The 13839-nt window shown below is 60.3% G+C and carries 14 protein-coding genes; 7 read left to right on the plus strand and 7 right to left on the minus strand.

Translation table 11 applies throughout. The annotated features are described in order from the left end of the window. Positions 1–53: 53 nt before the first annotated feature. A complete protein-coding gene (locus FBZ97_RS02115) occupies positions 54–1349 on the plus strand; it encodes an adenylosuccinate synthase (RefSeq protein WP_145316283.1) in 1296 nt (431 codons plus the stop codon). A gap of 61 nt (positions 1350–1410) precedes the next feature. Then, on the plus strand, positions 1411–3786 hold the full coding sequence (locus FBZ97_RS02120; protein ID WP_145316285.1) for a hypothetical protein: 2376 nt from the start codon (positions 1411–1413) through the stop codon (positions 3784–3786). Positions 3787–3867: 81 nt separating this feature from the next. Here the strand turns inward: FBZ97_RS02120 and rpoH are convergent, their stop codons facing one another. Further along, entirely contained in the window at positions 3868–4776 is a 909-nt protein-coding gene (gene rpoH, locus FBZ97_RS02125) for an RNA polymerase sigma factor RpoH (RefSeq protein ID WP_069611726.1), read from the minus strand. 366 nt (positions 4777–5142) lie between these two features. After that, positions 5143–6168: an RluA family pseudouridine synthase gene (locus tag FBZ97_RS02130; RefSeq protein ID WP_145316287.1), complete on the minus strand. Its 1026-nt coding sequence runs from the start codon at positions 6166–6168 to the stop codon at positions 5143–5145. A 49-nt stretch (positions 6169–6217) separates the two neighbouring features. Between FBZ97_RS02130 and FBZ97_RS02135 the strand changes: the two genes are divergently transcribed. Continuing rightward, complete coding sequence (locus FBZ97_RS02135; RefSeq protein WP_145316288.1) at positions 6218–6595, plus strand: hypothetical protein; 378 nt, start codon at positions 6218–6220, stop codon at positions 6593–6595. A 10-nt stretch (positions 6596–6605) separates the two neighbouring features. Continuing rightward, positions 6606–7436 (plus strand): RNA methyltransferase, encoded by an 831-nt coding sequence (locus tag FBZ97_RS02140; RefSeq protein WP_145317531.1) that lies wholly within the window; start codon positions 6606–6608, stop codon positions 7434–7436. Positions 7437–7455: 19 nt separating this feature from the next. On the opposite strand, the gene FBZ97_RS02145 is transcribed toward FBZ97_RS02140, so the two are convergent. Together FBZ97_RS02145 and FBZ97_RS02150 are read right to left on the minus strand one after the other, a co-directional pair. Then, on the minus strand, positions 7456–8667 hold the full coding sequence (locus tag FBZ97_RS02145) for a hypothetical protein (RefSeq protein ID WP_145316290.1): 1212 nt from the start codon (positions 8665–8667) through the stop codon (positions 7456–7458). A gap of 187 nt (positions 8668–8854) precedes the next feature. Further along, positions 8855–9466: an EipA family protein gene (locus FBZ97_RS02150; RefSeq protein ID WP_113330258.1), complete on the minus strand. Its 612-nt coding sequence runs from the start codon at positions 9464–9466 to the stop codon at positions 8855–8857. A 303-nt stretch (positions 9467–9769) separates the two neighbouring features. Between FBZ97_RS02150 and FBZ97_RS02155 the strand changes: the two genes are divergently transcribed. Both FBZ97_RS02155 and FBZ97_RS02160 read left to right on the plus strand, forming a co-directional pair. After that, positions 9770–10426 (plus strand): histidine phosphotransferase family protein, encoded by a 657-nt coding sequence (locus FBZ97_RS02155; RefSeq protein WP_113351612.1) that lies wholly within the window; start codon positions 9770–9772, stop codon positions 10424–10426. 201 nt (positions 10427–10627) lie between these two features. Next, positions 10628–10990, plus strand: coding sequence for a response regulator (locus tag FBZ97_RS02160; protein ID WP_112334930.1), 363 nt, complete (start codon positions 10628–10630; stop codon positions 10988–10990). A gap of 136 nt (positions 10991–11126) precedes the next feature. Here FBZ97_RS02160 and ctrA read toward each other — a convergent pair whose 3' ends face one another. Beyond that, on the minus strand, positions 11127–11828 hold the full coding sequence (gene ctrA, locus FBZ97_RS02165) for a cell cycle two-component system response regulator CtrA (RefSeq protein ID WP_069611718.1): 702 nt from the start codon (positions 11826–11828) through the stop codon (positions 11127–11129). 441 nt (positions 11829–12269) lie between these two features. Between ctrA and FBZ97_RS02170 the strand changes: the two genes are divergently transcribed. Further along, a complete protein-coding gene (locus FBZ97_RS02170; protein ID WP_075851407.1) occupies positions 12270–12626 on the plus strand; it encodes a flagellar export protein FliJ in 357 nt (118 codons plus the stop codon). Positions 12627–12868: 242 nt separating this feature from the next. Here the strand turns inward: FBZ97_RS02170 and FBZ97_RS02175 are convergent, their stop codons facing one another. Further along, positions 12869–13150 carry a GNAT family N-acetyltransferase gene (locus FBZ97_RS02175; RefSeq protein ID WP_113395470.1) on the minus strand — a complete coding sequence of 94 codons (282 nt, stop codon included), beginning with the start codon at positions 13148–13150 and terminating at the stop codon, positions 12869–12871. Positions 13151–13393: 243 nt separating this feature from the next. Continuing rightward, complete coding sequence (locus FBZ97_RS02180) at positions 13394–13669, minus strand: DUF1153 domain-containing protein (RefSeq protein ID WP_004107124.1); 276 nt, start codon at positions 13667–13669, stop codon at positions 13394–13396. Positions 13670–13839 lie beyond the last annotated feature (170 nt).

The following is a 13839-nucleotide window of genomic DNA, read 5'->3' on the forward strand; positions in this document are numbered from 1 at the left end:
TGCGCGGGTTTGAGCAAGGCGCGCCGCCGCGCGCAGGAAGCGGGAATGGATAAATGACGAATGTTGTAGTGATCGGCTCGCAATGGGGTGACGAAGGCAAGGGCAAGATTGTCGACTGGCTTTCGGAACGCGCCGATGTGATTGTACGCTTTCAGGGCGGCCATAATGCCGGTCATACGCTTGTCGTCGATGGCGTCAGCTACAAGCTCGCGCTTTTGCCTTCCGGCCTCGTGCGCGGCAAGCTCAGCGTCATCGGCAACGGCGTCGTGGTCGATCCCCATCACTTCGTCGCCGAAGTGGAAAAACTGCGCGCCCAGGGCGTTGCCGTTACGCCTGACGTGCTGCGTATCGCTGAGAACGCGCCTTTGATCCTGTCGCTGCACCGCGATCTGGACGCCATGCGCGAAGATGCCGCTTCCAACAGCGGTACCAAGATCGGCACGACGCGCCGCGGCATCGGCCCGGCCTATGAGGACAAGGTCGGTCGCCGCGCCATTCGCGTCATCGACCTTGCCGAGCCGGAAACGCTGCCGGCCAAGATCGACCGGCTGCTGACGCATCACAATGCGCTGCGCCGCGGCATGGGCGTCGATGAAATCTCCTTCGATGCCTTGCACAACGAGCTGAGCTCTGTTGCCGAGCATATACTTCCCTATATCGACCAGGTTTGGCGCCTGCTCGACGAGCAGCGCAAGGCCGGCGCCCGCATCCTCTTCGAAGGTGCGCAGGGTGCATTGCTGGACAATGACCACGGCACTTATCCGTTCGTGACCTCGTCCAACACGGTTGCCGGCCAGGCGGCCGCCGGTTCGGGCCTCGGTCCGACGGCGCTCGGCTATGTGCTTGGCATCACCAAGGCCTATACGACCCGCGTCGGCGAGGGGCCGTTCCCCTGCGAATTGCATGACGAGATCGGCAAGCACCTGTCGACCGTCGGCCGCGAAGTGGGCGTCAATACCGGCCGTCCGCGCCGTTGCGGTTGGTTCGACGCCGTGCTGGTGCGCCAGACGGTGAAGACCTCGGGGATCACGGGGATTGCGCTCACCAAGCTCGACGTTCTCGATGGCTTGGACGAGCTGAAGATCTGCGTCGGCTACAAGCTCGACGGCAAGGAAATCGATTACCTGCCGGCAAGTCAGGCAGCGCAGGCCCGCGTTGAGCCGGTCTACATCATGCTCGAGGGCTGGAAGGAATCGACCGTCGGCGCTCGTAAGTGGGCCGATCTGCCGGCGCAGGCGATCAAATATGTGCGTCAGGTGGAAGAGCTGATCGGTGCGCCCGTGGCGCTGCTTTCGACCAGCCCGGAGCGCGAGGACACCATACTTGTGACTGACCCCTTTGAGGGCTAAAGTTGCGTATCTATGACGAATCCCGGCCCGGCTGCACACCGGGCATCATGAGAAAGTACTGATGGCGGATTTTGTAGCAGTTATTCGACGGGCCGTTGACGGCCTGACGGACAATACTCCCGAGATGCGGGTCAAGGTTTACGATCGAGCTCGTGGTGCCGTGCAACGGCAGCTCGAGAGCATGAAGCCGCGCCCGCCCGAGGAAATGCTGCGCCGCCAGCTCGACAAGCTTGAGGCAGCGATTGTCGAGGTCGAGGCCGAACATGCAGAGGCCCTGCCGGGCGGCGAGGAGCCGCCGGTTGCCGAAGCGCCCGTGCCGCACGAAGAGGCCGCTGCCGAGTCCGTTCAGGACCATCATGTGACCGAGGAAGTACATGCGGAGCCGCATGCAGAAGAGCCTGCACAGGCTCCTGCCGAGGTGCATGCCCCTGAAGAACCCAGCGTCGCGCAAGCCGAGCAGGAGCAGCATGCCTATGAGGAGCCGACCGCGCCTGCCGAGCCGGATCATGCGCATGAGCACCAGCCGGCAGAGGAATGGCGGGAACCGCATCACGAAGAGGAGCCCTATGCTCCGGCCGCTGAACATGCCGGCGTCGAACACCATGCCGAAGTTCACGAGGAGCCGGCTCCTGAGCCGGTTTATCATGAAGAGCCGAAGGGGCATGGCAACGAGCCCCAGCCAGAAGAGGCACCGGCAGTCACTGCCGAGCCTGCCCCCGCGCCGCGCGTGCCGCTGCCGGCTGACGATGTCATAAGCCAGGTTGAGCAGATCTGGGCGGAGGTGGATGCTCCGGCTTCCCATGCTGCGTCCCAGCCGTCCGCCTCCCGCTACAACGAGCCGGTCATGCCGGCCGCAGCCTTTGCGGAAGCACCCTTCGGTCAGCCCGTCGAGGGACCTGTCAATGCGAAGGCGGCAGCCACCAATACCGGCTTTGCCTGGGACGCGGATGTTTTCGAGGAAATGCAGCCCGCACCGGCTGCTCCCAAGCCGGCGCAGCAGTCGGCTCGGCAGATGCCGGAAAATGCCTTCGACGATGTCGATCTCTTTGCGGATGTGCATCCGTCCAGGAAGCCGGCGTCCGAGGCCGATGCCGCCAATGACGGCTGGCGCGAGCTCAAGGAGCTTGCGGGTTTCGACAAGCGTGCTGAAGACGAACGAGGCGGCGGCGCTGCTGTTTCGCCCGATCTCGATCAGGCGATGGCAGCGAAGCTACAGGGCCGCAGCTTCCGCATGGAGCCGAAGCGCCGTCGTATCAATGTCACCGGCATCATCGTCACGCTCGTCGGCCTCGCAGTCGTCGGAGGTGGCGGTTATGCAGCCTGGCTGAATCGCGATGCGCTCAACAACATGGTGACGAAGCTCGTCAGTTCCGCTCCGAAGAATGCGACACCTGCGACTTCGGATACGGCAAGCAGCAATGCACCGAGCAACGGCAAAGCTGCAGCTCCCGCCCAGCAGGCGGCTGCGCCGCAGCAGACCAACACGGCCGCTCAGCAGCCGGCAGGCGCCGGCAATACGGATGTTGCGGCTTTGGGCAGCGACCCGAATACGGTCAATACGAAGTTCACGCAGCGTCTTCTGGCCAATGGCACGGAAGAGGACGAAGGGCCGGCTCCGAACGGGCAGCCCGGCGTCGTGGAAGGCAAGTCCGTAGCCGAGCAGAATGTTGCCTCTGCAGCACCTGCCACCGCGGCAACGCAGCCGGCCGCCAACAATGCCGGCACCGCTGCTCCGCAGACCCAGGCGCCCGCAACTGCGGCGCCGAATACGCCATCCGCCTCGACGGATCAGCAGGCACCCGCTGCCAACCAGCAGCAACAGGCGACTGCCAACCAGCCGCCTCCCGTGACGCAGCAGACCGCTCCGGCAACCGATGGGCAGAAGGTTTTCCTTTATGAGGAGCGCCTCGGCCAGACGTCGCCCACGGCTTTCCAGGGCACGGTCATCTGGTCGCTGCAGGAAGGCAAGGGGTCTGACGGCCGGCCTGAGCCTTCGGTGCAGGGCCTCATCACAGTCCCGGATCGCGGCCTGACCGCGACGATCACGGTATCGCGGAATTCGGACTCCTCGCTTCCGGCGAGCCATCTGATCGAGCTTGCCTTCCAGGTGCCGCCGAATTTCGAAGGCGGGGCGATCGATAACGTCCAGCGCGTCGCATTGAAGGCGACCGAGCAGGATCGCGGCGATGCGTTGATCGCGGTACCGGCCAAAGTGACCGACGATGTCTACATGGTCGCGCTCAATGATTTCCCGGATGCACGCAAGACCAATCTCGATCTTTTGAAGAGCCGCAACTGGATCGATATTCCGGTGGTCTATCGCAATGGCCGTCGCGCGCTTCTGACCATGGAAAAGGGGCCGACCGGTACGGATGCCTTCAACAAGGCGATTGCGGAGTGGCAGGCTCTCGGCGGCGTTGCCTCAAGCGGCCAGTAAACCAACCGGACATCGATGATATGCAAAAGGCGGGCTCCAGGCCCGCCTTTTTTATCCGTCAAATCTTCTGAGCGGCAGCTGTTAAGCGGTCGCCTCGACGACACGCAACGCCTTGGCGCGTTCCAGCGCATCCTTCTGAACGGCTTCCTGCACCTTTTCGAAGGCGCGAACCTCGATCTGTCGCACGCGTTCGCGGCTGATGTCGAATTCGGACGACAGGTCCTCCAGCGTCACCGGCTCGTCGGCGAGGCGGCGTGCCTCGAAGATGCGGCGTTCGCGGTCGTTCAGGACGCCCATGGCGCGCGCCAGCATGCGGCGGCGCGTGTCGAGCTCATCCTGTTCGATCAGCACGTCTTCCTGGCTATCGTGGTCATCGACGAGCCAATCCTGCCACTGGCCGGAATCGCCTTCGGAAGCCTTGATCGGCGCGTTCAGCGAAGCGTCGCCGGAAAGGCGGCGGTTCATCGAAACGACTTCTTCTTCCGAAACGTTCAGCTTGGTGGCGATCTCGGTGACATGCTCGGGCTTCAGGTCGCCGTCGTCGATGGCCTGGATGCGGCCCTTCAGGCGGCGCAGGTTGAAGAACAAGCGCTTCTGGTTGGCGGTCGTGCCCATCTTTACGAGCGACCACGAGCGCAGGATATATTCCTGGATCGAGGCCTTGATCCACCACATGGCGTATGTTGCTAAACGGAAACCGCGTTCCGGGTCGAACTTCTTTACAGCCTGCATGAGGCCGACATTGCCTTCCGAGACGACTTCGCCGATCGGCAGGCCATAGCCGCGGTAACCCATGGCGATCTTCGCCACGAGGCGCAGATGGCTGGTAACGAGCTTGTGGGCCGCCTGACGGTCGGCATGTTCCGCATAGCGCTTGGCGAGCATGTACTCTTCCTGCGGTTCCAGCATGGGGAACTTGCGGATCTCGTCGAGATAACGATTGAGGCCGGCTTCTCCGGCAGCGATGGACGGTAAGGTATTACGGGCCATGATTGTGCACCCTCCTATTCGAGATTTGGTTCCTTCTGGGGGCGTATTTTGCGCGCCTTCTGCGAAGCGGACCAAGGCGTACGGGTCCTGCGACCCCGCACTTAACCAATGTAAAGATAAGTACGGCGAAACGGTGATTCAAGGATGCGGTCACGCAAGTGTTATATCGGCGTGACCGCAGGTCTCGCCGGAATATTGCCCTTGGGATTACCCTCCCGAATTGTCCGGTGCCATGTGGCGCGGCCATATCGACCTCCCAAACGCGGTCGCGTTTTCGGCCAGCACAGGCGCTCGGACTTCGGTCCTTCATACACGATATTATAGGGCGGGAGGCGGCAAGCGTCCAGTCATTGTGATGTTCGGCGCCTATTCCCTGAGCGCCGCCGCCAATTCTTCCATATCCTCAGGCAAAGGCGCCTCGAAACGCATGATTTCGCCGGTGCGGGGATGCTCGAATTGCAGCATATAGGCATGCAGTGCCTGGCGCGTGAAACGATGGACGGCCTGTTTTGCGGCTTCCGGCAGGAGATTGGCCTTGGTCTTGAAGCCGCCGCCGTAAACGGCGTCGCCCAGCAGCGGGTGGCCGATATGCGCCATGTGCACGCGGATCTGATGCGTTCGGCCGGTTTCCAGATGGCATTCGATCAGAGAGGCGAGGGCGGTTGCGTCCGGTGTCTCGTGAAAACGCTCCAGCACCTCGTAATGCGTGATTGCCTCGTCGGCATCCTGCGAATCCGGACGCTTGACGGCGCGGCGCGTGCGGTCGCTGCTCGATCGGCCGAGAGGGGCATCGATCGTGCCGACAAGCTGGCGGGGACGCCCCCAGACGATCGCCTGATAGGCGCGCTCCAGAGAGGTCGTGCGGCCATGATCGGCAAATTGCAGGGAGAGATGCCGGTGAGCCACATCGTTCTTGGCGACGACCATGACACCGGTCGTATCCTTGTCCAGCCGGTGCACGATGCCTGGGCGGCGAACGCCGCCGATGCCGGAAAGGCTGTTGCCGCAATGGTGGATCAGGGCATTGACCAGGGTTCCGGTCCAATTGCCGGCGGCGGGATGAACGACCAGTCCGGCCGGCTTGGAGATGACGATGACATCGTCGTCCTCGTAAAGCACGTCGAGCGGAATATCCTCGCCCTGAGGCGTCGGATCTTCCGGTTCGGGCAACATGATCTCATAGACGTCGCCGGGGCGCACCTTGCGCTTGGCGTCTGTTACCGCTGCGCCCTTGAGCGTAACGGCGCCGTCCTTGATGAGGCCTTGCACGCGGCTGCGGGAAAATTCCTCGCCGATCTCCGCTGTCAGCCATGAATCCAGCCGTCCTTCGGCATTTTCATCGGCGGTTAGGACTTTTCTATTGTCCGCGGCTTCTTTAAAGGGGTCGCTCAAACATATTCTCCGGCGCACAAAGCGCTCTACTGGAAGCAAGGACGCATCGATGACGAATCTCGAGCCAGATGATCAAGAGGAAAAGCCCCTCGATCCGGCCCTGGAGAAAGTCCGACGCAAGATGATCCGCCTGCAGATCGTCTCCGCGGCCGTCATGGTGGTGAGCCTTATGGCCGTCTTCGGCGCCGTTGTCTACAAGACGATGAAGCCAGCGGCGAAGCCCGCAGGTCAGACGGCTTCCAGCATTCCGTCCGATGCCCCGGTCGCCGTGACGGCATTGCTGCCCGCGGGATTTACCGTCCAATCCACGGCGCTCTCGGGCAATCAGGTGCTGTTCTATGGCACGCTTGCCGGCGGCCAGCGTCAGGCTATCGTCTTCGATTACGGTATCGGCCGCATCGTGGCGACCATAGCGCTGTCCAACTGACGGCATGACGATGACGAGCGCGCGGCTCATCGAGATAACGCATCCCGACGATCCGCGCATCGCCGAATTCCGCAATATCCGTGAACGCGATCTGACCGGTCGAGAGAACCGGTTTATCGCGGAGGGGACTGTCGTGCTGCGGCTTCTCGCCAGTGCGCATGCGGCAGCCGGGGATTTCCTCGCTGAGAAAGTGCTGTTGCTCAAAAACCGCGTGGCCGGGTTGAGCGATATCATCGACACCTTCCCAGCGGATGTCCCGATCTATGTCGCCGAAGCCGAGGTGCTCGATGCTATTGTCGGCTTCCATCTCCATCGCGGTGTTCTGGCGCTGGGGCGAAGAACAGCTGAAGACGGGACGAGCGGCCTATTCGACCGCCTCCCAAAGCAGTCGCTGGTGCTCGTCGGCTGCGGCATTTCCAATCATGACAATATGGGTTCGATGTTCCGCAATGCCGCAGCCTTCGGCGCGGCTGCGGTGCTGCTCGACGAAAGCTGTTGCGATCCGCTTTACCGCAAGGCGCTGCGGGTTTCGGTCGGATCGATCCTGACGGTGCCCTATCGCCGGCAATCAAGCGGCGTTCAGCTGCTTGCGAGGCTTGCCGAGCATGGCTTTGCGATCTGGAGTCTGTCGCCGCGAGGTGCGGTCGATATTCGCGATGTCCCGGTTTCGGAGCGCATGGCGCTCGTGGTCGGCACGGAAGGGGACGGCCTGCCCCAAAGCATTCTTTCCGCCTTCGGCAGCGTGCGGATTCCGCAGGCGCCGGGATTGGATAGCCTCAATGTCGCGACGGCGAGCGGCATCGCCCTTTTCGAGATGGCCGCGAAGAACGGGCGCATCTGAGCGGGTTGCTCCCTGGAGCTTACGGATGCTTCGGCAGTATGGCGGCGACGCGGTCGGCGAGGCTGATGCGCGCGCCGGGTTCGGCGGGCTCCTGATCTTTCGGCAGGAGATCGAAGATCGGCGAGCCGTCGCCTTCCTTGAGTGCCGTCAGCGCCACCATGCTGGCGGCGATCTTGGCAATCTCCTCGCGCATGGCATCGTCATGCGCTGGCGTGCGGGCCTTCAGCAGGCGGTCCGATAGGGCCGCCGCGCGATTGCGAACCTCTTCCGTCATCTGGGCGATTTCGTCTTCCACTTTTCGTTCCGGTTCCGCCATCTGCGGCGGCTCGCTTATGGTTCCTTGCTCACCGGCGCTGCCCGCAATTATCGATGCGGCAGCGAGTTTCGGCGTTCTTGTGGCCCTCTTCGGCGGTGTGAGGCCAGCGGCGCGCAGCGCCTTGCCGGCTTCCTTCGATTCCTTGATGGCAGCCTCCAGCCGCTCCCTCAGGCGAACGACATCCTGGGCGTGGCGTTCGATCGCGGTTTCCTTGTCGGCGCTGCCGGCAATTTCGCGGTTGAGGCGTTCCTCAAGCCGCTTGTTCTTGTCGCTTTCCTGGCGCAGCGATTGTTCGGCATCTGCGGCGCGCAGGCTTGCCGCATTCAGCTCCTGGCGCAGCGTATCGCGCTCGTCGCGTAATGTGTTGATGCGCAGCTTCAGACTCTCGATCTCGGTTTCGCGGGCTGCCAGATCGATCTTGAGATTGTCGGCATCGGCACCCATTTTCGTCATCCGTTTGCGCAGGCTGTCAATATCAGCCTCTTTCTCGGCGCTGGCCTGCTCGGCGGCGTGGATGCTCGATTTCAGCTGGCTGATATAGCTCTCTTCCTGGCGCAGACGCGAGCGCAGTTCGCCTGCCTCCACCTCCAGATCGTCGATGCGCGTCTGCAGCTCCCCGCTTGCGGCGGAGAGCCGGCTCGCTTCCTGCTGAAGTTTGCCATTCTGAATCTGCAGCGCAACGGTCTTGTCACGCTCCTGCGTCAGGGCATGTTCGGTCCGCGCGTTTTCGGCTGCGAAGAGCGCGCGCGCCATGTCTTTCTGCGCGCGCACTTCCTGCGGGCTCAAGGGCATGGTCGCCTTCAAGCGTTTCTCGGTGAACCAGACGATGCGACGATGGATTGCCGGCGCGATGAGAAAGACCAGTAGAGCGGCCGTCAGAAAGCCCAATCCGAACAAGAGAGCAAATTGAATCACGACGCAGCCAGTATTCTGGAGTTATGTTCGATATCGATAAAATGATTAATCATGGGTTAGCCATGCGGGCAAGCGTTTAACGCGGATATGGTTTATCGGCGCGGAGCCGGTTTGGCGGAAAGAAAAGGCCCGCAACTGAAGCGGGCCAAGGCGTGCGCTGCTTGGGAGATCGTATCAGAGGATTGGTTCAGAAAGGATTCCAGGTTGGGTTCGGCGTGACTTTGAGATAGCCCATGTTGATGCCAAGGCGTGCGCCAAGGCCGGTGCGGATCGGAACGAGCACGATGTTGTTGTTCTTCAGGACAGTCATGCCGAAGCCGGCAACCACGAATGCCTGGCCGCTGACGCCGCCGAAGCGGGTGTAGACGCTGTTGATGCTCGGCAGATCATAGACCAGCATCATGACGCGGGTGCCCTGGCCGCCGTAGTCGAAGCCGAGCGATGGTCCCTGCCAGTAGAGCGGATGCTCGCCGGCATTCTTGGTGTTGAGCTGGCCTTCGCCGTAGGTCAGGCCTGCGAGGAACGCGCCGGAACCTTCCTGACCGAGGATGTAGCCATTCGGCAGGCCATACTGCTGGAAGGCGCGCTCGACCACCTTGGCAAGGCCGCCGCTGGTGGAGCCGAAGAAGGAGTGGCCGGCATCGACGATTTCCTGAGCCGAATATTGATTGGTGGGCGCGGCAGCGGCCTGACGGGCCGGCAACGCGAAACTCACAAATGCGACAATGGCCAGAATCAGGCCGAGGCCGAGCGTTCTGGTGCCGGGGCTTGGCATTCTCTTCAGGAATTCATAGCGCATGGAAGTCTTCCGTTCATCATGGTCGGTGCAACAGGGACGAATAGGCGGCGCATTCGCCTGAATGCGCCATGCATGGCACGCCCCCATTTTTTCAGACCATTTCGCCCATCTCTCGCAGGACGAATCGCGTGCGAAAAAGTCTGATGGTGATGAATGCATTTTGCGTCGATGGTCTTAACAATCGGTTTACCAAATATGGTGTCATTATGGCGCGCGGTACACTGGCTGCGAAACCCTCGAGCAACCTTACCGTGGCAAGGTGGAACTACTCGCTTTGCCCTGTCAGCATTCAGGAGACAATGAATGTCGAAAAATCCCAATCTCACTCTGACCGGACCGGATCTGGCCGCGCTGCTGTGCAGCCGCGTCTGCCATGACGTGATCTCGCCGGTCGGGGCGATCAACAATGGCCTGGAGCTGCTCGACGAGGGTGGTGCCGACGCCGATGCGATGGATCTGATCCGCACCAGTGCGCTCAACGCTTCCGTCCGCCTCAAATTCGCGCGTCTTGCCTTTGGCGCGTCCGGTTCGGTCGGCGCGTCGATCGACACCGGCGAGGCGGAGCGGGCCGCCAAGGATTTCGCCGCCGCCGAGAAGAAGACCGAGGTTAGCTGGGTCGGTCCGCGCGCGATCATCGCCAAGAACCGCGTGAAGCTGCTGCTCAATCTCTTCCTCGTTGCCTATGGCGCCATTCCGCGCGGCGGCAATATCGAGGTGACACTCGAAAATCCCGAATTCGAGGCAAAGTTCACGATCACCGCCAAGGGTCGGCTGATGCGAATACCACCGAAGTTCGCCGAGATTTGCTCCGGCACGCTGGAGGAAGCCATCGATGCTCACTCGATCCAGCCCTATTACACGGTGCTGCTGGCCGAGGAGAGCGGCATGGAGCTCTCCTACAATGCGACTCCGGAGGAATTAACCTTCGTAGCGACCATGGCTGCCCAAGCCGCGGAGTAAGCGGGTCGATCCATTGATGTTTTAGCCCGCAGTCGGTCATCGGCTGCGGGCTTATCTTTTCGTGTATCGAAAATTCTGTGCAATCTTGGAGTTGTCCGCTCAATTGATAATGTAGCGGTAACGAATCCTTAGCTTGCTGCTCCTATCGTTTCAATTTGAAGCCGGCATCGATGATGGCGGCTGATGCCAGGGAGCTCACACATGCAGCGGTTCATGATAACGGATACATCGGATGTCGTACGCAAGGTCGGCAAACGAATCCTGTCCGAGCTGGATTTTCTCGTGAGCGAAGCCGGAGATGCGCGCGAAGCGCTGATGCGCTGCCAGGCCGAAATGCCAGATTATCTGATCGTCGATGCCGGCATGGAAGGGGCACTCGAGCTCATCGCCAGCATCCGCGCCATGCCCGATGGCAAGGACGTGAAGATCTATTACTGCGTCATCGAGGCCGACCTTCGCAAGCTGATGGCCGGAAAGCGCGCGGGCGCGACGGATTTTCTGCTGAAGCCATTCGATCGCAAGATCCTGACGGCCATCTTCGGCAATCGTGCCGCCGCCGCCTGATTTCAACGAGACACATAGAAACAGAGATAGCCGCCCTTCGAGGCGGCTATTATTTTGCGCTGCATTGAGGCTAACAAAAAATCCCGCCTCGAAAGACGGGATTTCTGTGTGTCGGCGGTAAAGGCGGGGAGGCGGCTCAGGCGCTTTCGGCGAAATCGCTGCTGTCGGGCTCGCGCAGCACATAGCCGCGGCCCCAGACCGTTTCGATGTAGTTGGCGCCGCCGGCGGCATTTGCCAGCTTCTTGCGGAGCTTGCAGATGAAGACGTCGATGATCTTCAGTTCCGGTTCGTCCATACCGCCATAGAGGTGGTTGAGGAACATTTCCTTGGTGAGCGTCGTGCCCTTGCGCAGCGAGAGCAGCTCCAGCATCTGATATTCCTTGCCGGTCAGATGCACGCGCTGACCGCCGACTTCGACGGTCTTCGCGTCGAGGTTGACGATGAGCTCGCCGGTCATGATCACCGACTGGGCATGGCCCTTGGAACGGCGGACAATGGCGTGGATGCGGGCGACCAGCTCATCCTTGTGGAAAGGCTTGGTCATATAGTCGTCGGCGCCGAAGCCGAGGCCGCGAACCTTGTCCTCGATGCCGGCCATGCCGGAGAGGATGAGGATCGGCGTCTTGACCTTCGAGAGGCGCAGCGTGCGCAGCACTTCGTAGCCGGACATGTCGGGAAGGTTGAGATCGAGAAGGATGATGTCGTAGTCGTAGAGCTTTCCGAGATCGACGCCTTCTTCACCGAGATCGGTGGTATAGACGTTGAAACTTTCGGATTTGAGCATCAGCTCGATGCTCTGCGCTGTCGCGCTATCGTCTTCAATGAGTAGAACCCGCATAATTGTCCCCTTTACCGCCGCCGAAAGGTCGTCAGCCCCTTAACGCGATACCGATCAAATCACTGCTTGATTTGGAAGCTGCCATGCAATGGTTAACAAATTCTGATTCACTCTGGCAAGTCGTATCGAATTTATTAAATAATTTTTCCATTGCACTGTTTTCCAACGACAATCAGTAAAATCGACTCCTAAAGTATTGCATTAACAACCAACGCCAAGTGATTCATCTGACTCACCAATGCCGACATGTCGAATTCCGACCACAACATTTACCGAGCCTTAAATCATTGCGCCTATCATTAACGATGCCCGTAAACGAAAGGTTACCAGCGGTAGGCTTTTATTAAGATCGCTGGAAATTTTTTTAACCAAGCCGTCTCAAAGCGGTTCGGCGAACGGGAATATCGAGAGCCGGGGTCTCGCATCACGGGAGTAATGCGTATGAAGTCACGTGAGAGCCTTGTTCGCCTGAAAGAGTTTCAGGTGAACGAAAAACGCCGTCAGCTGCAGCAGCTGCAGATGATGATGGCGGAATTTGACCGCATGACGAAGGAACTGGAAAGCCAGATCGTCGTCGAGGAGAAGAAGTCCGGCATTTCCGATCCGAGCCATTTTGCCTACCCGACCTTTGCCAAGGCTGCCCGCCAGCGTGCGGACAATCTGCAGGTGTCGATCCGGGAGCTGCAGGTTCAGGAAGAGGCGCTGGAAAATTCGCTTGAGGAAATGCAGGCCGAATATGCCAAGGCCGCAGCGCTTGAAGAGCGTGATGGTTCGGGTCCGGCGCGGGCACGCGCCTGAGATCGCAATTCCGTCTTCTCCTTCGGATCAAGCATGATTGCGTTCCGGTACGGAGCTTATCTTCGGAATGCGAAGAGTATGATGGAAGCGCATGAAGGCTGCGCATGACTGGCCGTGACGGGGCCGGCCATGCGCAGCTTTTGCGTTTTCGAAGATAATCCGACCGATTGGACGGATCTTGTCCCGCTTGGTCATGCAATGCGCGCGTGCGACGCGTGCTGCCGTGCTTAAAGCACCGCGTTTTAGAGATTAACGACGTCGCGCCAGTCATCATGACGTTGCGCCTGAGCCTTGAAGAAGGGACAGAGCGGGATGATTTTCCAGCCGCCACGGCGCGCCTCTTCGACGGCGTGAAGCGCCAGCGCCTGGCCGACTCCCTTGCCACGCAGGGCATCCGGCACGCCGGTATGATCGACGATGATCAGCTTGGGAGACGTGCGGGAAAAGGTCATCTCCGCCTCGTAGCCTTCGACCGTTGCAACATAACGGCCGCCGGATGCATTGTTTTCGTTGCGGATATCCATGATTTTCTCCCTTGTCGCATCTGATGCAACGAGGATTGCATGTGCTCCGGCGTCTGCCAACCATCGAGATTGTTAACGGACCGTCTCCGTTTAGGTTGATGTCGAAAATACGGACCGGCCAAGCCCTTTAGCGTAGGCGAGGCGAGCAATGCGCGGGCGCCTTTCAATAAAATAATTCGGGCCTCTTTCGCAAGAAAAGAGGCCCGAACACAAAATGGAATAAAGGTGGTGTTGTCGCTGCTGTCAGTGGCGATACTGCTGTATGCGGGTCGTCCGGAGGCCGGCAAGGCCATGGGTATTGATGGACGACTGCCAGGAGAGGAACTCTTCGACGGTCAACGTATAACGTTCGCAGGCTTCTTCCAAGCTGAGCAGACCACCACGCACGGCGGCGACAACCTCAGCTTTACGACGAATGACCCAGCGGCGCGTATTCGGCGGCGGAAGGTCTGCTATCGTCAGCGGGCTGCCATCGGGGCCGATGACATACTTCACTCGGGGACGTATCATTTCGGTCATTGGACTCTCTACACACACTCAAGACCACGTGTGGCACTCTAGCTTGCCACATTTAAAAATTGCCTAAGCACATGGTAAGACTTTGCTAATAATTTTAATCAATGTGGCGAAGTGCTGATTTGCATATGTTTCGCCTGAGAAAAATGCGCAAAAGCCCCTGTTATTTCAGG

The sequence above is a fragment of the Rhizobium sp. ERR 942 genome (genome assembly GCF_007828395.1).
Lineage (GTDB): Bacteria > Pseudomonadota > Alphaproteobacteria > Rhizobiales > Rhizobiaceae > Rhizobium > Rhizobium dioscoreae.